Source organism: Clostridium sp. chh4-2, assembly GCF_002899675.1.
GTDB lineage: Bacteria > Bacillota > Clostridia > Lachnospirales > Lachnospiraceae > CHH4-2.
The window spans coordinates 1-23,518 of sequence record NZ_PKUU01000041.1; the positions used below are offsets into that span (position 1 = coordinate 1).

Here is a 23,518-nt window from a genome sequence, read left to right on the forward strand (position 1 = left end):
TTTATGACTTCGCTGCTCAAGGGCGCCTTAGAAACTGACACGGAAATCAGTTTCTACCTGCCTCGTTCTGCCCTTACGGGCCTAAGATGTTCTAAAGGGGTTCCATACGATCCGATCTGACTGCATCTTCCTTCCCCGGCCCGGACGGCCCCTCCGACCTTCGTCTCCCGGCTCCGAATCCCGATTCCGGGCTGGTTTTCTCTGGCCCAGTTAAAAACAATATGATTGAATTGGTATTTACGTAATGCTAAATTTACATAGATCGTCAAGGAATTTTCGAAAAAGCCTTCAGGTTTTACTTTAAACGTCAAGGCATTTCACGAAAAGCCTTCACCTGTTACATTAAATCGTGAAGGTATTTCTGAAAAAAACCTCACGGTTGATGTAAAAACCTACTTTCCCATCCACCAAATCTTTATTTTTCCTTAGCTAGCCAAGCAACAGCCGGAAAGAAGGGGGAACCTGGGCGGGCGGCGGAACTAATAAGGAATAGGGGATCGTTTGCAGACCCTTAGAGGTACTTGGCTGGCAGAAACGAAAAAAGGCAGACAAATACTGAATACCGAATCAGTATTTGAGGCGCCCCTTGAGCAGTGAAGTCATCAGGAGTTCACTGCGAATGGGCGCCGCGCTGCCTTTTTCCGTTTCTGGCGGCCTTAGTACCTCTTAGGGTCGAAACTCGAATCCCCTATTCCTTATTAGTTCCGCCGCCCGCCCAGGTTCCCCCTTCTTTCCGGCGTTTCTTTCTAAACTAAATAAAGATTTACTCATTGACGGCCATTCTTTTAATTTGGCCAATTGCTTTGCTTACCGGCGGAAGTCCCAGTACGATCATGGTCATAATTGCCTCAGGCAAGATATAGGTTGCATTATACCCAAGTGTGTAAAAAAATGGATTGATGTTTTCCGGCGCATAAGAAGCAAAAAATACATAGCCGGAGATAACATGGAATACATATCTGCCGAAAACACCGGTAAGATAGCCGATGACTAGGCCGTGCTTTTTCGCACTGAAGATTCCAGCCAGCCCTAATGCTCCGAATGCCAGAGGGTAATCCAGTAAAAACTGAAGCGGAGCATAGATATACGGCTCTGTAATAAACTGGAGAATACCGTAGGCAACTCCGGTAATCAATCCGGCTCTGGCTCCGTAGATGTATCCGATCAGGCAGATGAACATCATGGAAAACAAGGTGATGGAACCGCCGAAAGGCAGGGAAGCCACTTTGATGAAGGATGTAACTAGTCCAAGTGCCATGGCAGCGGAACAGTATACAAGCTGTTTCGCCTGCATCTGCCTGAATTTCAGGGTGGCTTTTCCAAGTCTGTTGATTACAAATAACAATGCAGCTAGTAAAAGAACCAACAGAACATAGCCTGCAGGTTTCAGCAGATATTCATTGCTGTCCGCGGCATAAGTTAGAAAAAATGACATAAAAAAATCCTCCTTTGTATGCATGCAGGAGGGGACTACTTTTAAATGAAGTGTATACATCTGCTTCCTTACGCCGGCATTATCCGGTTCAAGTAGAGAGGGTCAGGTAACTACCAATCTCAGCCCAAAGGCTCCCCTAGCATTTTTCTATGCCAGTGAGTATATCGCAAAATGAAATGGGTGTCAAGAAAACTTTATTTTGTTCGGGGAAGGGGATATTTGGAAGGCTAGAGATTGGGAATGATGCCCACACCCGATCTCCGGCCCTTCAAGCTGAATATTATCCTGTCAGAGGAGAGAAAAGCCTTTTAGACTTGGATTATAATGAAATAGTGTTTTCATATTTTATATAATATTTTTCAGCCTTTTCCAGACTCAGTCCAAAACGTTTTACTAATTTTGCAATAATTTGTTCCTTGGTTTTCTGCTCTTCCAGATTATCTAATATCAATGCCTGAATGCCCTGCTGTAAACCTTGCTCCAGACCTTGCTCTTTCCCTAACTGAACACCCCGCTTAACGCCTTCTTCCAACTCATCCGCAAATAATTCTCTGATTGCATCACACATATTCTTTGCCTCCTCTACTACCTCATGATTTGCTCTCATTATCACATCCATAACAGCCGAATACAAGGGGCTGTTTCGTTTCTGTCTGTATTCCCTTGCCAGCAGGTCAATATCGCCCGCAATGGCCAGATCCCTTCTCAGCCTGCTCATCCAAACATTATTTTCCGGAGAAAGCCGGTCAATTACTATGATCTGAATAGAAAAATGCCGCCGTTTATATAATAGATACCCGATTCCGCATGATCGATGAAAAAGCCATTCTGCCCAGATAAATAGTTTATCAACTTTTGAGGAAAATGAGTGCATACAAAGGTAATTGTAATTTCCTCCGGCAGTATCTGGCATACCTTTTCTGTATCTGCTTGATAAAAGCAGGCATATCCCAGAACTTTGTAATAATCGTTGATACTGAGATAGTCTTCAGGACTTTTATATTCGATAATGTTATGTTCTCTGAATATCTTACCGATATTTTTATGGATTTTATTACCGCGCCGAATCTTAATGATCAGCGTGTCAATTAATAATGGCTTCTTGCTCAGCTGATGCTCATTTTCAAAATGAAGTTTGTCCAGCTCATCACCAAATTCGATCTGGGCCGCAGCATAAAAAGCGGGATGCCATTGTAAAATTTCTGTCTTCATCTGTCTCTCCTTATTATATTATTTTTCAATGTCAGAATCAAGTTATGTGTTAAGCCACCTCCTGTTTTTGATTTGTTTTATATGGAAAACTGCGGCCGGAACGGCCAAAGGACTGCGGAGAAATTCCTCAGAATTAGAATATAGAAAATATATTTTGCTATTTAAGTATCAGTGAATAAGCTTTTTACATTACATATATGACAGTATTTGAGATCTTTATTATGTTTGATTGAATTAATGCGCCTGAAAAGTGTAGAATTAAAAGCCGACATAGCTGTCAATCCCATGCTTTTCAGGCTGCATATCAGCTTAGCTGAGGAAAGAGTAGACTATTAGATTTGGCTTATAATGCTGTGGTGTTTCCATATTTATTAAAATAAGTTTCCGCATTGTCCGGACTTAGTTCAAAGCGTTTTACCAATTTTGCAGTGATTTGTGCTTTGGTTTTCCGTTCTTCCAGGTTATCTAATATCAATGCACGAATGCCTTGTTCCAACCCTTGCTCCTTTCCTAACTGAACGCCCCGCTTAATTCCTTCTTCCAACTCATCCGCAAATAATTCTCTGATTGCGTCACACATATTCTTTGCCTCCTCTACTACCTCATGATTTGCTCTCATTATCACATCCATAACAGCCGAATACAAAGGGCTGTTTCGCTTTTGTCTGTATTCTCTTGCCAAACGATCAATATCGTCTGTAATCGTCAGATTCTTTCTCAGCCTGCTCATCCAAACATTGTTTTCTGTAGAAAGCCGATCAATTACGATGATCTGTATGGGAAATATGCCGCCGTTTACATAATAGATACCAACTTCCAAACAATCGATAAAAAAGCCCTTCCGTCCGGATAAATAGCTCATCAATTTTTGAGGATAATGAGTGCACACAAAGGTAATTGTAATATCCTCCGGCAGTATCTGGCATACTTTTTCCGTATCCGACTGGTAAAAGCAGGCATATCCCAGAACTTTATAGTAATCGTTGATACTGAGATAATCTTCGGGACTTTTATATTCGATTATATTATGCTCTCTGAATATTTTACCAATATTTTTATGAATTCTGTCTCCACGCCGAAGCTTAATAATCAGCGTGTCAATTAATAATGGCTTCTTGCTCAGCTGATGTTCATTTTCAAAATGAAGTTTGTCCAGCTCGTCACCAAATTCGATCTGAACCGCAGCATAAAAAGCAGGATGCCACTGCAAAATTTTTGTTTTCATCTGTCTCTCCTTATTATATTATTCTTCAATGTCAGAATCAAGTTTTGTGTTAAGCCTCCTCCTGTTTTTGATTGGTTTTATATGGAAAACTGCGGCCGGAACGGCCTTACGACTACGGTTAAATTCCGCAGAATTAGAATATAGAAAATGTATTTTGTTATTTAATAGATCGACGAATAGGATTTTTACAATACATATATGGCAGTGTTTGAGATATTCATTATATTTGATTGAATAATTGGCCTGGAGAACGTGGAATTAAGAGACGGTATAGTTATCAATCCCACGATTTTCAGGCCGTATATCAGCTTAGATGAGGAAAAAAGATAATTAGATTTGGATTATAAAGCTGTAGTGTTTCCATACTTATTAAAATAAGTTTCAGCATTTTCCAGACTCAGTCCAAAACGTTTTACTAATTTTGCAATAATTTGTTCCTTGGTTTTCTGCTCTTCCAGATTATCTAATATCAATGCCTGAATGCCTTGCTGTAAACCTTGCTCCAAACCTTGCTCTTTTCCTAACTGAACACCCCGCTTAACGCCTTCTTCCAACTCATCCGCAAATAATTCTCTGATTGCATCGCACATATTTTTTGCCTCCTCTACTACCTCATGGTTTGCCCTCATTATCACATCCATAACAGCCGAATGCAAAGGGCTGTTTCGCTTCTGTCTGTATTCTTTTGCCAAACTTAGTTTGAATATCAGATTAGCGAGGAAAGAAAAGATTATTCGATTAGAATTATAATGCTGTAATATTTCCATATCTATTATAATATGTTTCTGCAATGTCAGGGCTTAGTTCAAAACGTTTAACCAATTTTGCAATGATTTGTTCCTTAGTTTTCTGTTCTTCCAGATTATCTAATATTAAAGCCTGAATGCCTTGTTCTTTCCCCAACTGGACACCCCGCTTAACGCCTTCTTCCAACTCATCCGCAAATAATTCTCTGATTGCATCACACATATTTTTTGCCTCCTCTACTACCTCATGGTTTGCTTTCATTATCACATCCATAACAGCCGAATACAAAGGGCTGTTTCGTTTCTGCCTGTATTTTCGTGCCAGCTGGTCAATATCATCCGCAATCGTCAGATCCTTTCTCAGCCTGCTCATCCAAACATTATTTTCCGAAGAAAGCCGGTCAATTACTATGATCTGAATAGGAAAAATGCCGCCGTTTATATAATAGATACCCGCTTCTGCATGATCGATGAAAAAGCCATTCTGCCCAGATAAATAGTTTATCAACTTTTGAGGAAAATGAGTGCATACAAAGGTAATTGTAATTTCCTCCGGCAGTATCTGGCATACCTTTTCTGTATCCGACTGGTAAAAGCAGGCATATCCCAGAACTTTATAGTAATCGTTGATACTGAGATAATCTTCGGGACTTTTATATTCGATTATATTATGCTCTCTGAATATCTTACCAATATTTTTATGAATCCTGTCTCCACACCGAAGCTTAATAATCAGCACGTCAATTAATAATGGCTTCTTGCTCAGCTGATGCTCATTTTCAAAATAAAGCTTTTCCAGCTCGTCACCAAATTCGATCTGGGCCGCAGCATAAAAAGCAGGATGCCACTGCAAAATCTCTGTTTTCATCTGTCTCTCCTTATTATATTATTTTTCAATATCAGAATCAAGTTTTGTGCTAAGTCACCTCCTATTTTTGATTTATTTCAAATGGAAATCTGCGGCCGGAACGGCCAAATGACTGCGGATAACTTCCGCAGAATTGAAATACAGAAAAAATATTATGCTGTTTATTATATCAGGAAAAATTGCTTGCTGCAATACACATACGGTAATGAGAGGGATTTCTCAAGAAAATCATTTCCCCTTTACGCCAATCCATGAATTGTGCTATACTATTGAATTGATACGTTGACCTTGCGCCTGCCAACATTTAATAAGAATATACGTTAAATAAAGGCAATTGGAGGAATTTATGAAAAAAAGAATGCGGGAGCTTCTTGTTATAACATCGGTTTTTCTTTTTCTCACCGGATGCAGCGGGCAGAAAAACGATACGGCGGATGAAAAGCAGGGAAAACTGCAGGTGGTAACTACACTTTTTCCTTATTATGATTTTACAAGGCAGATAACCGGCGATCTTGTGGATTTGACTTTGGTGGTTCCGGCCGGAATGGACAGCCATTCCTTTGAACCCACGCCTGCCGATATGCTTACCATACAAAATGCCGACGTGCTGATCTGTAACGGCGGCGAGATGGAACACTGGCTGTCCGAAGTTTTAGACGCCGTGGATACTTCCAACATGAAAGTGATTACAATGATGGATTATGTGGAAACATTTGAAGAGGAAGCTGTAGAAGGCATGGAAGAGGGGGCGGAGCATCACCACAGCGAAGAGGAACACAGCAGTTACGTGGACCATGACGGATTTGAGGTGGAGATCGAATATGATGAGCATATCTGGACCTCTCCAGTCAATGCCATGAAGATTGTGTCGGTAATCAGTTCCACCCTGCAGGAGGCAGATCCAAAGAATGCGGATATCTATGTGCAGGACGAGGAGCTCTATCAGGGGATTTTAAAGGAAATTGATGAGGATCTTCGCGAAGTGACAAAAAATGCCAAGAGAAATATGATCGTGGTGGGAGATAAGTTTCCATTCCGCTATCTGGCGGAAGAATATAAGCTGGATTACCGGGCGGCATTTTCGGGCTGCAGCACGGATACGGAACCCAGCGCCAAGACCATTGCCTATCTGATCGATAAAGTCAGACAGGAGCAGATTCCGGTTGTGTATTATCTGGAACTGAGCAGCCACAGAGTTTCTGAGATTATTGGAGAAGAGACGGGGGCCGTCCCTTTGCTTCTGCATTCCTGCCATAATGTAACAAGAAAAGAATTTGACGATGGAATCACTTATGTGGATCTCATGCGCCAGAATGTAATAAACCTGAGAAAAGGACTGGATGAATGAACCCATTAATTAAATGTGAACATGTAGATTTTGGATACGAAAACCACGATGCGGTCATCGATGTGACCATGGAGGTAAATCCCGGAGATTACCTGTGTATCGTAGGGGAAAATGGTTCCGGAAAGAGCACCCTGATGAAGGGCCTTTTGGGACTTTTAAAGCCCACATCGGGAACGCTCACCGTTTCGGAAGAACTGAAAAGGACCGGAATCGGTTATCTTCCTCAGCAGACCGCCGCTCAGAAGGATTTTCCCGCCACGGTTTACGAAGTGGTTTTGTCCGGCTGTCTGAGCAGGCGGGGGAATAAACCCTTCTATTCCAGAGCGGAAAAAGAACTGGTGGCTACTAACATGAACCGTTTGGGCATCAGTTACCTGAAAAAACACTGTTACCGGGAATTGTCAGGCGGACAGCAGCAGCGTGTGCTGATCGCCAGAGCGCTGTGCGCTACGGACAAGCTTTTAATCCTGGACGAGCCGATTACCGGGCTGGACCCGGCGGCTTCCCAGGAATTTTACCAGCTGGTCCACCATTTAAATAAGGATGAGGGAGTTTCCATTCTCATGGTTTCTCATGATATCGGAAATGTGGTCTCTCAGGCCAATAAGATCCTTCATTTGAAACAAAATGTGCTGTTTTACGGCGATACAAAAGATTATATCAACAGCAATACAGGAAAAGAATTTTTGGGAGGTGACGGCAATGAACGTAATTAGAGAAATGCTGTCGTATCCATTTCTTGTGAGAGCCTTGGTGGGCGGTATTCTGGTTTCCCTCTGCGCCTCGCTTTTAGGGGTCAGTCTGGTGCTGAAACGGTATTCCATGATCGGAGACGGCCTGTCCCATGTTTCGTTCGGGGCTCTTTCCGTGGCCGTGGCCGTGGGATGGTCTCCGTTAAAAGTATCCATTCCTGTGGTGGTTTTGGCGGCATTTCTGCTTCTCAGAATCACGGAGCAGGGGAGGATCAAGAGCGATGCTGCCATCGCGATCATATCGGCCAGTGCTTTGGCAATCGGTATTACGGTAACATCTCTGACTACGGGGATGACTACGGATGTCAGCAGCTATATGTTCGGGAGTATTTTGGCGATGAGTACGTCGGACGTGGAGCTCAGCGTTATTTTATCGGTAATTGTGCTGGGGCTTTTCCTGTTTTGTTATAATAAGGTATTTGCCGTGACATTTGATGAAAATTTTGCAAAGGCCACCGGGGTCAATGTGGGCTGGTATAACGTGATGATCGCTGTGTTAACGGCTGTGACCATAGTTTTGGGTATGCGGATGATGGGCGCTATGCTGATCTCCAGCCTGGTGATCTTTCCGGCGCTGACTTCCATGCGGATCTTTAAGAGCTTCCGTGGAGTGGTGCTTTCTTCAGGAGTTTTGGCGATTGTATGCTTCTGCATCGGAATGCTGTTATCCTACCGTTTTTCAACGCCTGCGGGCGCCAGCGTTGTGCTGGTGAACCTGGCCGCCTTTATCCTCTTCACTTTGATACAGTTTTTTAACAGGAAAAAGTTGTAGAAATGTCTTCGATTGGTGTATAATGGGCGTATTTAATAGAATAGATTCGGGCGGCGGCACTTTTTAAAACCTGAATTTAAATGAAGAAAAGAGAAAAGGAAACTCATCATGAAAGAACCTAAAATATTCCAGGTCCGGAACCATTTATCGCAGACGCAGTTTATTGCATATGGGTTTTTGGGAATTATACTCACAGGAACCATTCTTTTGAAACTGCCTTTTGCCAGCAAGAGCGGAATCAGTCCTGACTGGATTACCTGCCTGTTTACAGCCACCAGCGCGTCCTGCGTTACGGGACTGATTGTGGCGGATACCTGGACTCAATGGTCCTTATTCGGACAAATCGTAATCATTACCATGATTCAGATCGGCGGATTGGGATTTATCACCATCGGTATATTTGTATCCATGGTTTTGAGAAGAAAGATCGGTTTAAAGACCAGAGGACTGATGCAGGAGAGCGTCAGCACCCTGCAGATCGGCGGCATGGTAAAGCTGGCCAAGAAGATAATTATGGGAACCGCCTGTTTAGAAGGGGCGGGGGCGATCCTTCTGGCCTCCCGGTTTATACCGGAATACGGATTTTTCCGCGGGGCATTTTACGGGATCTTTCATTCCATATCGGCTTTTTGTAATGCGGGGTTTGATCTGATGGGACACCAGTCCCAATACATTTCCCTGGTGAATTACTACGATGACTGGGTTGTCAATCTGGTGATCATGTCCTTGATCGTGACAGGCGGTATCGGATTTATCGTGTGGGATGATTTAAGCCAGCATAAGCTGAATTACAGAAAGTATAAGCTTCATACGAAAATTGTGATTATCACCACATTTGTGCTAGTATTCGGAAGCGCATTTCTGTTTTACCTGTTTGAGAGAAATAACCTGATGGTGGGCATGAGCACCAGCGGGAAGATACTTACGTGCTTGTTCAGTTCGGTTACGGCAAGGACTGCGGGATTTAATACCGTGGACCCGGCGGCCATGTCTGACGGAAGCAAGCTGCTGACCATAATACTTATGTTTATCGGAGGAAGCCCGGGGTCCACGGCCGGCGGAGTTAAAACCACCACCATTGTGGTTCTGATCCTGTATGTGGTATCCAATATCAAACGGACTTACGGTGTCAATGCATTTGGACGAAGGCTGGAGGATGACTCCATCAAACGGGCCAGCTCCATTTTCACCATCAACCTTTTTCTGGCGCTGACGGCTTCTTTAGCCATTATGATGGTGCAGAAGCTGCCAATGACGGATGTGATGTTCGAAACATTTTCCGCTATCGGTACGGTGGGCATGACCACAGGAATCACAAGATCCCTGCTCCCAGTATCGAGGATCATTATCATACTGCTCATGTACTGCGGACGAATCGGAAGTTTGTCCTTTGCCCTTTCCTTTACACAGCGAAAGAAAATTGCACATGTGCAGCAACCGGTGGAACGAATTACAGTCGGTTAAAAACGGTCAAATATTATGGAATGCCGCCCTGACGGCGGGGAGAGAAAAGAGGAAAGCATGAAATCAATATTAATAATCGGTATGGGGCGTTTCGGCCGCCATCTATGCAGAAACCTTGCGGATTTGGGAAATGAGATCATGATCGTGGATGAAAAGGAGGAGAATCTGGAAGAACTTCTTCCATACGTTGTCAGCGCTAAAATCGGCGACTGCACCAACGAAGCGGTGCTGAGAAGCCTTGGAATTGCCAATTTTGATCTCTGCTTTGTCTGCATCGGAACAAATTTCCAGAGCAGTCTTGAGATCACCAGCCTTGTGAAGGAATTAGGCGCTAAATTTGTTGTTAGCAAAGCCAACCGGGATATCCATGCCAAATTCCTGCTGAGAAACGGAGCCGACGAGGTAATCTATCCGGACCGTGATATCGCTGAAAAACTGGCGGTGCGCTACAGCGCAAACCACATCTTTGATTACATTGAGCTGACAGAGGAATACTCCATCTACGAGATTCCCCCTCTTCCGGCCTGGGTAGATAAGAGCCTGAAAGAATCCGGAATCCGTAATAAATACAATATCAGCGTTCTTGGAACCAAGGCAGGCGGCAAAGCCAATCTGATGCCCCAGGCAGATTATGTAATTAAAGGCAACGAGCACTTAATGGTAATCGGCAAAAAATCAGATATCGACAAGATTTTAAAGGAAATGGCATAATTGCTATTTAACGGGGGTGGCGTAAGGGTACGCCCGGAATCGAGATGCGGGGAAGGGAGAGGCGGTCTTTACGGGAACCCGGGCGGGGGGAGAATGAAAAAAGGACACTTGGGATACGGGATTCGCCCCTAAGTGATACTAAGACCCGCAAGTGATGTTAGAATATAAATAGTACAAGGTAAAATGAGAAATTCCTAAAATATAAAATCATGATATAATAAATATATCGTACTGAAGGAGAAGCTCATTATGCTAAAGCAACATGACAAACAATTCAAGCTGGATGCAATCCAGTATTATCAAGATCACAAGGAACTCGGTGTCCGTGGTTGTGCTGAAAATCTCGGTGTTGGATATAGTACCTTGACCAAATGGTTAAAAGACTTCCGGGAGGCTGGTGATATTCCGGTCAGAGGTTCCGGTAACTATTCCTCTGACGAGCAGAAAGAAATTGCACATCTGAAACGGGAACTTCGTGATGCCCAGGATGCCCTTGATGTCCTAAAAAAAGCTATCAGCATTCTGGGAAAATGACAGCAGCTATCTATCTTCAAGTTTCTGAAAAGACGGAGACCGCCAAAAGCGAAAAACGCCGGGTTTCCGTCTCTGGGATGCTAAAATACTTAGGCGTTTCGCGATCCGGCTATCTTACATGGTTGAACCGCGTTCCTTCTGATACTCAAAAACGAAAGGAAGCGGTAAAAAGCAAAATTCAGGATATTTATAATGAATCCAAGCAAAACTATGGTGCACCCAAAATCACCAAGGAGCTGCATAAGGACGGGGAAATCATCTCTGAACGAACGGTTGGCAAATATATGAAGGAAATGGGTATCAAAGCCCAGTGGGTAAAGCCATGGACAATTACAACAAAGGATTCCGATTTCAGTAACGAACTTCAAAATATCCTGAACGAAGAATTTCATCCCGATCGCCCGAATGCCGTATGGTGCAGCGACATTACTTATATCTGGACGGTAGACGGATTTGTCTATCTAACCAGCATAATGGACTTATATTCCAGAAAAATCATTGCATGGACGCTTTCTCAAACATTGGAAGTATCTTGCGTGATTGACACAATAAACAAAGCAAAAGCAAGACGTAAAACAGAGTTACCGCTGATCATACACAGTGACAGAGGCAGTCAATATGTATCTAAGGAATACCGAAAGGCAACTGCAAAAATGCAGCGAAGCTATTCGAAAAAAGCATATCCCTGGGATAATGCCTGCATTGAATCCTTTCACGCGCTAATCAAACGGGAATGGCTGAACCGTTTTAAAATCCTGGATTGCAAGCAGGCCTATCAGTTGGTATTTGAATATATAGAGGCATTTTACAATACGAAGCGAATCCATAGCCATTGTGATTATATCTCACCAAATGATTTTGAAAAGCTGTATGAAAAAGCACAGAAAAACGGATTACTTTTAGCCGGTTAAAATGAGGAAAAATTTCTCATTTTAACTTGTACTAAATCTTGACATAAGACCAAAGTACAGAAAGAGACAGGATCGCGCCCATTCGCAGTGAACTCCTTATGACTTCACTGCTCAAGGGGCGCTTAGAAACTGATTCGGAATTCAGTTTCTACCTGTCTCTTTCTGTACTTGCGCGCCTAAGAATCACTAAAGGGGTTCCATACGATCCCAATTGTCCTTTTTTCATTCTCCCCCCGCCCGGGTTCCCGTAAAGACCGCCTCTCCCTTCCCCGCATCTCGATTCCGGGCTGGTTTTCGCTAGCCTGGTTAAAAACAATAGATGTGCTTAGGTAGTTATATAGAACCGCATTTACATAGATCTTCAAGGGATTTTCAGAAATGCCTTCACGGTTGATGTAAAAACTTACTCACTACTCCACCAAATCTTTTTTTCCTCAGCTAGCCAAGCAACAGCCGGAAAGAAGGGGAAGCCCAGGCGGGCGGGGGAAGTAATCGGCGAAATGGGATCGTATGGAACCCCTTAGAAGTACTTAGATCCGCAAGGATAAAAAGAGACAGGTAGAAACTGAATTCCGAATCAGGTTCTAAGCGCTCTTTGAGCGATACGCCCCCTTGAGCAGTGAAGTCATAAGGAGTTCACTGCGAATGGGCGCGGTCCTGTCTCTTTTTGTCCTTGCGGGTCTTAGTACATCTTAGGGGCGAATCCCGAATCCCATTTCGCCGATTACTTCCCCCACCCGCCTGGGCTTCCCCTTCTTTCCGGCGTACCTTACTCAGTTAAATAAAGATTTGCCCCCATATTTAAAGAACTGGCGGTTTTGGGGAATTTGTTGTAGAATATACAATAACATTGGTAACAGGAGAACGTATCAGCGGTAAAGTGGGGGAATTAGATTGTATAAGGTAGCAATTTGCGATGATGAACTGCAAACCCGCCTCCAACTTGAGGAGTATATCAAGAGGCTGGTGGAAGAAGAGGGGAGCAAAGTTTCTGTTCATGTCTACGATTCGGGAGAAGATTTGATGGCGCGTTATGATGGGGCTTATGATATCATTTTTCTGGATATTAAGATGCATGATGTGGACGGGATCGAGGCGGCCAGGAGGATCAGGGAATTTAATAAGGAAGTGTGCATTATTTTTATCTCCAGCATGGTTCAGTATGCGCTGGATTGTTTTAAAGTGAGGGCATTCGGATTCTTGAAAAAGCCATTAACTTATGAGGAATTCCGTATGGAGGTGAAAGAGGCTTTATCCAACATATCTGACGATAAAAACGGCAAGGAAATCATGGTGAAAACAGGCCGGGGAACCAGGTGGGTGCAGACTCACAAGATCAGATATATTGAGGTTCAGAATCACGAAATCATTCTCTATATGGGGGTATCGGAGATTCGTTTTTATGGAAAATTAAAAGAACTGGAGGATCAGCTGAAGGGCTGCGGTTTTTTGCGCTGCCATTCCTCATTTTTGGTTAACTGCGCTCATATTCAGGAGATTAAAGCCATGTCCTTACTCATAAGCAATGGGGCGGAAGTGCCTATAAGCAAGCATCGGAAGAAGGAGTTCATGGAAGAACTGACCATTTATGCAGGAGGACGGTTATGATGGCGGGTTTGGCATCCGCATTGTGGAGAATTGCAGATGACATGGTGTTCGCCCTTTGGTTTGGAATGAAATTCGGATCAAAAGGGCTGCAGAAAGGATGGAAAATGTGGCTGAACCGGTCGGCGGGCCTGTTTGTAATGGGGCTTTGTTTTTGGCTCACCTCTTATAAAGCCAATGTATTCAGCAGCTTTTTCTGGCGTTTTTGGGGTATGTTTGCCTATATGGTTATCTGTAAGGAAGATGAAACCAATCGGAAAATTTATGAATCCATGATTTTTACATTGGCCTATTATGCACATACCATCATATTTGTGACTCCGGTATTGGCAGGTGTGCGCCGCCGTGAGATCCTTCTGGTTCCCGGTTCCGCTTATCTGAATGGGATTTGTGTTCAGCTGCTGATATGCCTGGCCGCATTTCTCCTCATTTTCATTGTGAGAAATGGTATCGATTATACGAAAATCAATAACAGGTGGGAATTCCGCTACGGGATGTGTTTTGGACTTGCAGTTCTGGAAATCTATATGAAATATACGCTCAATGAATTCGGCAAGAGGAAAAATCTGATATTGGAAATGACGATTTTTGCCTTGATTATTTTGGCGCTGATCATGATCATGCTGGTGTTTGTGGAGCAGTATTTTGTCAATGAGGACAGGGCGGAAGAGCGGCACCGGATGGAACTTCTCCAGTCCTATCAGTATGAGAACATGAAAGAACGGATGGCAGCGGCTCAGGATGTGAGGTGTATGTATCACGACCTGAAAAACCATTTGCTTTCCATCAGCAGCATGACGGGCAACGACCAGCGGGTCAGCGAGTATCTGGAAGATATGAAAAAGAAGCTGGAAGGATTTGAAGCGGTGGTGGATACCGGAAACTCCATGCTGGACGGAATACTTGGTGAAAAGATAAAGTCCGCCAAGCTGTGCAATATCAGGATGAATATCTATGTGGATTTCAGCGGAATCACATTTTTGCGGGATATCGATATCTGCACCATATTTGGCAATGCCATCGACAACGCGATCGAAGCATCCAGAAAGGTGAAAGACGAAAGCAAACGGTATATTTTGATAAAAAATGGAGTTTTCGCCAATAATCTGGTGATTAAGATCGCCAATTACTGCGAAGAAACCGTTTCCATGGAAAATGGCCTACCGATGACCACTAAGAAAAATTCCCATCTTCACGGCCTGGGACTTCTCAGCGTGAAGAGGACAGCAGACGAGTACAAAGGCGTGATAACGATAGAGCAGGAGAAAAATCAATTCGTGCTGAAGATCATGATTCCTATACCCAAATAGGTTCGCTTTAAAGGCTGTTCGCTTTCCATAGTAAGGCGAAGTCCAATTGCCGGCTGATACAATATGAAGAGAATTAAGATCACCGAACAATAAATCCTATCGAACAATAAATACTACTATGGTAACATAAAAATAATATATTAATGTATTAATATTAATACATAAAGAGATAAAAAGACGTATTTTTTGCGGACACACGCAAAAAGACGTCTTTTTTTGTGCCCAGTTACGTCAAAAAAAATCCCAGTTACGAAAACCGGATTGAACAGAATGCACAAATTTGCTATGATTCACTCACCTGATAAGAGAAATGTGCACAATAAAAAAGGGGATATCTGCAGAATTAACAATGATGATAATGCCGTAAAGAAACGGCAGGATGGAGGTTATCATGAGGAAGATTACAGCGTTAGCAACAGCAGTTCTTATGGCAGTAACAGTATTGGCGGGATGTTCCAAACCTGCGGCAAATCCGGCAGCCGAACCGGCAGCAAGCACGAACACATCGTCGGATACCACAGCGGCTCCCGAAACGTCCAGAGCGGAGACGGAAACGGCAGGAGAGCAGGAAATACAGGACGGAGGCATTTTAAAGGTGGGTGTCAGGGCATCCCTGTCCTGCATCGGATATCCGGGTAAAATTTCGACTCAGCAGGAGCAGATGGCGGCGTGTCCGGCCATTGAAACGCTGGGACGGCTGAAGGATGACGGAGAGATCGAGCCGTGGCTTCTGGAATCCTATGAAGAGGTGCCCGAAGAAAATAAGATTGTATTTCATATCCGCCCGGATGTGAAATTCACGGATGGAAATCCATTGGACGCGGATGCGGTGATCTGGAATATGCAGACGACCATGGATATGAAGAAAAAGAAGTTTAACTGTGATCTGGAATTTGTAAAAGTGGACGATCTGACTGTGGAGCTGAAACTTTCCCAATGGGATAATTCTCTCATTGACTGGTTTACATACAGTTCCGGCGGATATATGGCGTCCCCTGCTTATATCCAAAGCCTTTCTAAAATAGAAGAAGCCTATATGTCCCCTGTGGGAACGGGGCCTTATAAACTGGCTTCCTATGACAATGACGTCAAGCTGGTATATGAGAAAAATGAAGATTATTGGGGAACTGCTCATTTAGATGGAATTGAATTATACCTGTTTTCCGATGTGGCAACCATTACGGCCGCCATGCAGACAGGAGAGATCGACGTGGTGATGGGAGCGGATGCAGACTGTGCGGAAACGATGATCAACGAAGGTTATAAATGGGTCAGCCGGGAGCTTTCCACCGGAAACTCCATAACATTTGCCAGAGTGACCAGCAACAATCCGGATCTTCCTACCTATGACTTAAAAGTGCGTCAGGCATTGGCATATGCGGTGGATTTTGATGCGATTACGAAGCCTTATTCCTCAAAGGGCACTTATGTGAGAACAAACCAGTGGCAGAACCCGACTTCCTGGGCCTATAACGAAGAGGTGGCGGGCTATCCATATGATGTGGAAAAGGCCAAATCCCTTCTGGCGGAAGCGGGCTATGCGGACGGATTTACCATGGAAGCTTACGTAGTGGCCACCAATGCCACCAGCAAACAGGTTGTTGAAATGATGCAGGCTTACTGGTCACAAATCGGCGTGAATTTGAACATAAACCTGATCGAACAGACGGTTATGAATGAAAAAACAATGACCGGATGGGATGGACTGGTAATCGGCGGAAGCGCCGGTGAGAGCAAGAATGCGGTTAACTGGATGAATGCATTTACAGAAGGCAGCGGAGTGCGTTATGCATGTGACAATCTGGATATACCGGAACTGAGAGAAGTAGGGGAAAGGGCGCTTCAGGCTACGGACCGGGAAGGAATGAAGGCGGATCTGAAGGAAATGCAGAAGATTATTATTGATGATTACTGTGCGATGATGCCGATATTTGCCAATAGTAAGGATACATTTACAAAAGATTATGTGCATGATACTTATATGGGATATTATCATTCTTCCCAGTGGTATCCGGAAGCCGCCTGGATTTCAAAGTAAAGGGTGAAGGCATTTTCGGAAAAGCCTTGAGGTTTTAATGTAAAGGGTGAAGGCATTTTCGAAAAAGCCTTGAGGTTTTAAAGTAAAAGGTGAAGGCATTTTCCAAAATGCCTTCACCCTTTATGTAAAAACAATAGGAGGATGATAATCTTGACAGGATATATTCTAAAACGGTTGGGCCAGTCCTGTATCGTAATCATATTAGTTTCACTATTCGCATTTTCCCTGGTCTATTTAATGCCCGGCGATCCGGTCTACGCATTGGTCGGTGAAGGTGTGGAGCTGACAGAAGAAGAATACCAGGCTGAATACATCCGGCTGGGATTAGACCGGCCGGTCTATGAAAGATATGCCGATTGGGTGGTGAATGTGCTTCACGGCGATCTGGGAACCTCCACCAAATACAACGAGCCTGTTTCGGCCCTGCTTTTCAGGCGCCTTCCGGTAACCATGTTCTTAGGAGGAATTTCCCTGGTGATCAGCACCGTTATAGGGATCTTTTTCGGTATGGTTGCCAGCACCAAGCGGGGGACGGTTTGGGACATGATCGTAACAGTATTTTCCAATTTCGGTGCGGCGGTTCCTCTGTTTTGGCTGGCGGTTGTGGGGATTTACATATTTTCCGTAAATTTGAGGTGGCTGCCGTCCTTTGGATTCTCCTTTCCCTGGGAAGGAGATCCGGCTGCCAGTTTAAAACAGCTGGTGCTTCCTGTTCTGGCTATGAGCGTGGGAACCATTTCTTCCACCACCAGACAGACACGTTCCAGTATGCTGGAGGTAATCGGCCTGGATTATATCCGGGCGGCGCGGGCTAAAGGGGTGAAAGAGGGAAATGTAATCCGCCGCCATGCACTTCCCAATGCTTTAATTCCGGTGGTTACTCTGATCGGTATGAATTTCAGGCATCTGGTGGCGGGATCTGTGGCCAGTGAGAAGGTGTTCAATATTCCGGGCATGGGCCAGCTTTTGACAACGGCTGTATTCGGCCGGGATGTGGCGGTGACCCAGGCCTGTATTCTGATCATAGCCATTGTGGTGTCTGTGGCAAATCTGGTCGTGGATATTTCATACGGAATCATTGATCCGAGAATCCGGGTGCAGTAATTTGGGTGGTCCGAAAGCTGCAAAAAACTGTCTATTGCCGTATCCGGCGGAAGAATGGAGAGAGAGATGGACGAAAAAACATATAAAATAAAAAAATAAGAAGTTTTATCCGGCGGCTGTTCCGCCGCCGCATTGTTATCTATGGTGCAGCCATTGTATTTTTCTTTGTCATAGTGGCCGTATTTGCACCGGTTTTAGCGCCTTATGATCCTTATGCCATAGACCCGGCTAATTCCATGGCCCAGCCTTCAGCGGCTCATCTTTTGGGAACCGATAATATCGGCCGCGACGTTTTGAGCCGGATCATATATGGTACAAGAACATCCCTGCTGATTGGGATTGTGGCGGTTATGATATCCGCGGTCTGTGGAATTGTGCTCGGCATGCTGTCCGGATACATCGGGGGAACGGTGGATACCGTCATATCCAGATGTATGGAGGCTCTGATGGCAATTCCCAATACCATGCTGGCCCTGACACTGGGACTGGTTTTGGGAGGCGGGCTGACCAACCTGATGATTATCCTCGGCATTTCTACGATTCCGACTTATACCCGAATGATGAGAGGGCAGGTCATGTCCATCAGGAGCGCGGATTACATAATGGCCGCAGAGGTGGTCGGAGTGAAGCGGGTAAAAATCATGTTTTCCCATGTGCTACCCAACTGCATGTCGCCGTTAATCGTTTTGCTGACCCGTAATATCGGCACCACGATTCTGGCGGAATCCAGTTTAAGCTTTCTGGGGTTGGGAATTAATCCGCCTATGGCTTCCTGGGGAGGAATGGTAAATGACGGCTATACCCGTTTGATTGCCAATCCGGCTTTCGGCCTGGCGCCAGGTATCTGCGTACTGCTTCTGGTTATGGGATTTAATATATTCGGCGACGGTCTCAGAGATGTTTTGGACCCAAGACTTCGGGGGACGATATAGGAGGAATGCGTAAATGAGTCATTTATATGAAATCAACGATCTGCTGGTGTCTTTTACCAACGAAGAAGGCAGATCCATAGCGGTTAACGGCGTTTCATTTTATCTGGATAAAGGGGAAATCATTAGTTTCGTGGGGGAGAGCGGTTCGGGAAAAAGCGTGACCCAGCTGGCCGGAATCCAGCTGATTGCGTCCCCTCCCGGAAAGACCGAGCGGGGCACGGTGATGCTTGAAGGAGATAATCTGTTAAAGTATAAGCCAAATAGTTCCGAAATGCAGAAAATACGCGGCGGTAAGATCGGCATGATCTTTCAGGAACCCATGACCAGTCTGGACCCGGTAAAGACCATCGGTTACCAGCTGACCGAATCCATTTTGCTCCATCATAAATGCACGAAGGCAGAGGCGGAGGATAAAGCAGCCCTTCTTTTGTCGGACGTGGGAATTCCGGATGCGAAAACACGTTTAAATGATTATCCGCATCAGTTTTCAGGCGGTATGCGGCAGCGCATTATGATAGCAATCGCCATATCCGGAGATCCGGAGATCATTATCGCGGATGAGCCGACAACGGCGCTGGATGTGACCACTCAGGCTCAGATACTGGATTTGCTTCAGGAGATTTCCAGGAAACGCGGAACTTCCCTGCTGATCGTGACCCATAACTTAGGGATTGTGGCCAGATATGCGCAGAGAATCTATGTGATGTATGCCGGGAATGTGGTGGAATCCGGCCGGGCGGAAGATATCTTTAAGGACCCCTGCCATCCGTATACGAGAGGGCTGTTAAAGGCGGTTCCCCGTTTGGACGATTCCAGAGAGAGAAAGCTGATCCCCATCGAAGGAACTCCCATCAATCCGTCAAACCGCCCGAAAGGCTGTACATTTGCGGCCCGGTGCAAGTATCATGGCGATAAATGCCCGATGGAATCGGAGCCGGGGCTCACTGCTGTGGGGGAAAACGGGCATATGAGCGCCTGCGCCCTGACCAGGGAGGAGCTGGATGCATTTGACAGACAGGAGAAAGAGGAGGAACTGGACCGGACGAAAAGGGTGGGGGACGTTCTTTTGAGTGTAAAGGACTTAAAGGTTTATTTTGATATCAGGAAAGGGTTGTTTAAACGGAAAGCAGGGGATTTGAAGGTAATTGAAGGCGTTTCTTTTGATTTAAAGCAGGGGGAGACCATTGGGCTTGTGGGGGAATCCGGATGCGGGAAAACTACGGTTGCCAAAAGCATTTTACAGTTGTATCCACAGGCTAAGGGGCAGATTCTGTTTGACGGGAAGGATATGAAGAGCCTGTCGGGGGAAGAACTGAGAAAGGAGCGGAAGAATATCCAGATGATATTCCAGGATCCGTACAGTTCCTTAAATCCCAGAAAGACCGTGGGGCAGATGATTGGGGAACCGTTGAAAACTCATGGGCTGGTGAAATCCAGCCGGGAGTATTTTGAACGGGTGGATGAGCTGATGCGTCTGGTGGGCCTGGACCCGTCCATGAAAGAGCGGTATGCCCATGAATTTTCAGGCGGGCAGAGACAGCGTGTGGGGATTGCCAGGGCGCTGGCCAGCGATCCGAAACTGATCGTGTGCGACGAACCGATTTCCGCTCTGGACGTATCCATTCAGGCGCAGATCATCAACCTGCTGGAGGAATTACAGAAAAAAATGGGGCTGACCTATATTTTCATCGCCCATGACTTATCTGTGGTGAAACATATCAGCGATGTGATTGCGGTGATGTATCTGGGGAAGATTGTGGAAATGGCGCCCTGCGAGGAGCTGTACCAAAATCCCCGGCATCCCTATACCAAGGCCCTTTTGGCGGCCATCCCGATTCCTGATCCTGCGGTGGAAAAGACCAGGGAGAAGGTGGAGATTACAGGTGAGGTGCCAAGCGTGATGAAACGGCCGGCCGGGTGCAGCTTCAGCGACCGCTGTCCCCATGCCACGGACCGGTGCAGACAGGAGATGCCGGAGTATGTGGAAAGCGGGAAAGGCCATTATACGGCTTGTTATTTTGTATCATAGGAAGATAAGGACAGAAACCAGCCGTAAGGACGGCAGAGAGAGGTATTCATGATGGAGATAAAACAATTTCCGGCTGATGTGTCGGACTTTTATGAAAAGATTGATCCCGATGATATTTACCGCACCCAGCTTACCGGATTATTTGAACGCCGGTTAGATGTCGGAGGCGTTCCCCGCGCCAAGACATTTTATATATACATACCGGAACGCTGTTATCATAGTGGCCCTACCGTGGTGCTGATCCCTTCTGAGGGTCAGTCCGTGGCGGAGTTCCTTGAAAAAAGCGGCTGGAAGGAGACCGCGGACAGGGAAGGAATTCTTTTACAGATAGCGGAACCAGGGGAAGATTATGAGTATATCCGGGCTTTAGAAGCTATGGTCCGGGACAGGACTTATTATAATATTAATAAAGCGTATGTTTATCTGGCCGGGTATGGAACAGGGGCGAAGCTGGCTCAAAAACTGGCTCTGGAGGTTCCGTCCCACTTTGCAGGCGCGGTATGCGCCGGCGATTACGGGATGGATGAAAGCCTGCTGAAAGAGTGGGGGAACCGGCCATCTGATTACGATTTCCTGCCCATGAGGGATGTTCCGCTGCCCATGTGCCTGTTTTCCTGCCCCGAAACAGAGGAGGAAAATACAGCACAGCAGAGGACCGTCTGTTATTGGAAACACGCAAATGTGTCCCGGGAAAAGCCCTATGAACAGGATGGCCTCACCATATATATGGCAAGAGAGGATACAAATGCCTCCTTAATTGAAGAAACGGCAGGCGCTCCCCTCATGTTGGGCCGTATCAAGACAGAAGACCTGATGGGGAAATCGGACTGGCTCTGGGAACTGGTTTCCCGTTATACCAGAACGACCGGCATAGCCAACGGACACCTTCGCCCAAGGAGGACGTTAGAGGCTTGGGGAGCCGAGAGAAGAACTATCCGTGTGGATCAGTACCTCAGAGACTGGGTGGAATATATTCCGTCTAAAGTGAAACGTGATCCGGACTACAAGGCTCCTGTGGTGGTCTGTTTCCACGGAGGAGGCAACCGTAATGAGCCGATGATGGCCTCTACCGAGTGGGTTAAGGTGGCGGAAGCCAGAAGCTTTATCGTGCTGTTCCCTGCAGGCTCCATGCGGCGTATGGCGGATAAGGGCTGGATGCCGCATCCCGCTTGGAATGCCGGCCATGTGGCGGATATTATGGATGATGAAAAACTGGTGAAAATGATGCTGGAAGACGTATTTTCCCGCTTTCATGTGGACCGTTCCAGGGTGTACGCCAACGGTCATTCTATGGGAGCGTGTATGTGTCAGAGGGCAATTCTCGCCCTGCCGGAGTATTTTACCGCAGGAGCTTCCACAGGAGGAGTGCTCAAGGGCGGATTCTTCGGCTATTTTGATACGGAAGGGGTAAAGGAAACCTGCAAAATGCCCCTTTGGATGGTTATGGGTGAAAATGATTATAACGGCGGAACCTACGAAAACCCTGCTAACGGCACAAAGGTGAACGCCGAGTACTGGACCAAACGCAACGAGACACAGCCGGTGGATGAACCTCTGACCTATCGGAACGGATTGTATTATCATAAAGTTTATCTGAATAAACAGGGGGTTCCCATGGTTCAGTTCACCACGGTGGATTACAAACCCCACTGCTGCACCGCCCAGGATTCCTGGTTCTTCTATGATGAGTGGTTCTCCAAATTCAGCCGGAAGGAAGACGGAACGCTGGTATACTTGAATGGAATTGAAATCCAATAGTCTTGCAAATCTTTATTTAGTTTAGAAAGAAACGCCGGAAAGAAGGGGAAACCTGGGCGGGCGGCGGAACTAGAGAAAGACAGGGGATTCGGGTTACGACCCTAAGTAATACTAGGCCGCCAAGAGCGGAAAAAGGCAGCGCGGCGCCATTCACGATGAACTCTTTATGACTTCATCGTTCAGTGGCGCCTCAAATACCGATTCGGAATTCAGTATTTGTCTGCCTTTTTCCGCTCTTGCCGACCAAGTATCACTAAGGGTCTGCACACGATCCCCTGTCTTTCTCTAGTTCCACCGCCCGCCCAGGTTTCCCCTTCTTTCCGGCTGTTGCTTGGCTAGCTGAGGAAAAATAAAGATTTGGTGGATGGGAAAGTAGGTTTTTACATCAACCGTGAGGTCTTTTTCAGAAATCCCTTCACGATTTAATGTAAAGGGTGAAGTCTTTTCGTGAAATGCCTTGACGTTTAAAGTAAAACCTGAAGGCATTTCCGAAAATCCCTTAACGATCTATATAAATTTGGTCTTACGTAAATACCAATGCAATAACATTGTTTTTAACCAGGCTAGCGAAAACCAGCACGGAATCGGGAGGCGGAGCCGGAAGCCAACGGTCGGAAGGGCTGTCCGGGCCGGAGAAGGAAGATGCAGCCAAATGGGATCGTATGGAACCCCTGTAGTGCTACTTAGGTCCGTAAGGGCAGAACGAGGCAGGTAAAAACTGATTTCCGCCTCAGTTTTTAAAGCGCCGCTGAGCAGCGAAGTCA

20 protein-coding genes and 1 riboswitch are annotated in these 23,518 nt (G+C 45.6%); of the genes, 14 read left to right on the forward strand and 6 right to left on the reverse strand.

Annotation, left to right across the window (positions count from 1 at the left end):
* Window positions 1-763: 763 nt before the first annotated feature.
* From thiT to C0033_RS26105, 6 genes are all read right to left on the reverse strand, one after another.
* The gene (thiT, locus tag C0033_RS26080; protein ID WP_103230785.1) at window positions 764-1,435 is read right to left on the reverse strand and encodes an energy-coupled thiamine transporter ThiT; all 672 of its coding nucleotides are present in this window, start codon (window positions 1,433-1,435) and stop codon (window positions 764-766) included.
* 48 nt (window positions 1,436-1,483) lie between these two features.
* Window positions 1,484-1,583: riboswitch (TPP riboswitch) on the reverse strand.
* Between the two features lie 171 nt (window positions 1,584-1,754).
* On the reverse strand, window positions 1,755-2,153 hold the full coding sequence (locus tag C0033_RS26085; protein WP_103230786.1) for a hypothetical protein: 399 nt from the start codon (window positions 2,151-2,153) through the stop codon (window positions 1,755-1,757).
* A gap of 35 nt (window positions 2,154-2,188) precedes the next feature.
* Entirely contained in the window at window positions 2,189-2,647 is a 459-nt protein-coding gene (locus tag C0033_RS26090; RefSeq protein ID WP_103230787.1) for a hypothetical protein, read from the reverse strand.
* Window positions 2,648-2,990: 343 nt separating this feature from the next.
* Window positions 2,991-3,872, reverse strand: a complete 882-nt coding sequence (locus tag C0033_RS26095; RefSeq protein ID WP_103230788.1) for a 3-isopropylmalate dehydrogenase — start codon at window positions 3,870-3,872, stop codon at window positions 2,991-2,993.
* Between the two features lie 341 nt (window positions 3,873-4,213).
* Complete coding sequence (locus tag C0033_RS26100; protein ID WP_180994907.1) at window positions 4,214-4,513, reverse strand: hypothetical protein; 300 nt, start codon at window positions 4,511-4,513, stop codon at window positions 4,214-4,216.
* A gap of 103 nt (window positions 4,514-4,616) precedes the next feature.
* A complete protein-coding gene (locus tag C0033_RS26105) occupies window positions 4,617-5,486 on the reverse strand; it encodes a 3-isopropylmalate dehydrogenase (protein ID WP_103230790.1) in 870 nt (289 codons plus the stop codon).
* Window positions 5,487-5,832: 346 nt separating this feature from the next.
* Between C0033_RS26105 and C0033_RS26110 the strand changes: the two genes are divergently transcribed.
* From C0033_RS26110 to C0033_RS26175, 14 genes are all read left to right on the forward strand, one after another.
* On the forward strand, window positions 5,833-6,834 hold the full coding sequence (locus tag C0033_RS26110) for a metal ABC transporter substrate-binding protein (RefSeq protein ID WP_103230791.1): 1,002 nt from the start codon (window positions 5,833-5,835) through the stop codon (window positions 6,832-6,834).
* Complete coding sequence (locus C0033_RS26115) at window positions 6,831-7,550, forward strand: metal ABC transporter ATP-binding protein (RefSeq protein WP_103230792.1); 720 nt, start codon at window positions 6,831-6,833, stop codon at window positions 7,548-7,550. The genes C0033_RS26110 and C0033_RS26115 overlap by 4 nt, the downstream gene beginning before the upstream one ends.
* Complete coding sequence (locus tag C0033_RS26120) at window positions 7,537-8,358, forward strand: metal ABC transporter permease (protein WP_103230793.1); 822 nt, start codon at window positions 7,537-7,539, stop codon at window positions 8,356-8,358. The genes C0033_RS26115 and C0033_RS26120 overlap by 14 nt, the downstream gene beginning before the upstream one ends.
* A 108-nt stretch (window positions 8,359-8,466) precedes the next feature.
* Window positions 8,467-9,822: a potassium transporter TrkG gene (locus tag C0033_RS26125; RefSeq protein ID WP_103230794.1), complete on the forward strand. Its 1,356-nt coding sequence runs from the start codon at window positions 8,467-8,469 to the stop codon at window positions 9,820-9,822.
* Window positions 9,823-9,879: 57 nt separating this feature from the next.
* Window positions 9,880-10,533 (forward strand): TrkA family potassium uptake protein, encoded by a 654-nt coding sequence (locus C0033_RS26130; protein ID WP_103230795.1) that lies wholly within the window; start codon window positions 9,880-9,882, stop codon window positions 10,531-10,533.
* A gap of 249 nt (window positions 10,534-10,782) precedes the next feature.
* Complete coding sequence (locus tag C0033_RS26135) at window positions 10,783-11,067, forward strand: helix-turn-helix domain-containing protein (RefSeq protein WP_103230796.1); 285 nt, start codon at window positions 10,783-10,785, stop codon at window positions 11,065-11,067.
* Window positions 11,064-11,978, forward strand: a complete 915-nt coding sequence (locus C0033_RS26140) for an IS3 family transposase (RefSeq protein WP_103230797.1) — start codon at window positions 11,064-11,066, stop codon at window positions 11,976-11,978. Before C0033_RS26135 ends, C0033_RS26140 begins: the two co-directional genes overlap by 4 nt.
* A gap of 894 nt (window positions 11,979-12,872) precedes the next feature.
* A complete protein-coding gene (locus C0033_RS26145; RefSeq protein WP_103230798.1) occupies window positions 12,873-13,586 on the forward strand; it encodes a LytTR family DNA-binding domain-containing protein in 714 nt (237 codons plus the stop codon).
* A complete protein-coding gene (locus tag C0033_RS26150) occupies window positions 13,583-14,893 on the forward strand; it encodes a GHKL domain-containing protein (RefSeq protein WP_103230799.1) in 1,311 nt (436 codons plus the stop codon). The genes C0033_RS26145 and C0033_RS26150 overlap by 4 nt, the downstream gene beginning before the upstream one ends.
* A 391-nt stretch (window positions 14,894-15,284) precedes the next feature.
* Complete coding sequence (locus C0033_RS26155; protein WP_180994908.1) at window positions 15,285-16,931, forward strand: ABC transporter substrate-binding protein; 1,647 nt, start codon at window positions 15,285-15,287, stop codon at window positions 16,929-16,931.
* Between the two features lie 141 nt (window positions 16,932-17,072).
* Window positions 17,073-18,035, forward strand: a complete 963-nt coding sequence (locus tag C0033_RS26160; RefSeq protein ID WP_242984601.1) for an ABC transporter permease — start codon at window positions 17,073-17,075, stop codon at window positions 18,033-18,035.
* 107 nt (window positions 18,036-18,142) lie between these two features.
* On the forward strand, window positions 18,143-18,967 hold the full coding sequence (locus C0033_RS26165; RefSeq protein ID WP_278320786.1) for an ABC transporter permease: 825 nt from the start codon (window positions 18,143-18,145) through the stop codon (window positions 18,965-18,967).
* 13 nt (window positions 18,968-18,980) lie between these two features.
* A complete protein-coding gene (locus C0033_RS26170) occupies window positions 18,981-20,996 on the forward strand; it encodes an ABC transporter ATP-binding protein (protein ID WP_103230803.1) in 2,016 nt (671 codons plus the stop codon).
* A gap of 51 nt (window positions 20,997-21,047) precedes the next feature.
* The gene (locus tag C0033_RS26175; protein WP_180994909.1) at window positions 21,048-22,754 is read left to right on the forward strand and encodes a PHB depolymerase family esterase; all 1,707 of its coding nucleotides are present in this window, start codon (window positions 21,048-21,050) and stop codon (window positions 22,752-22,754) included.
* The last annotated feature ends 764 nt before the right edge of the window (window positions 22,755-23,518 follow it).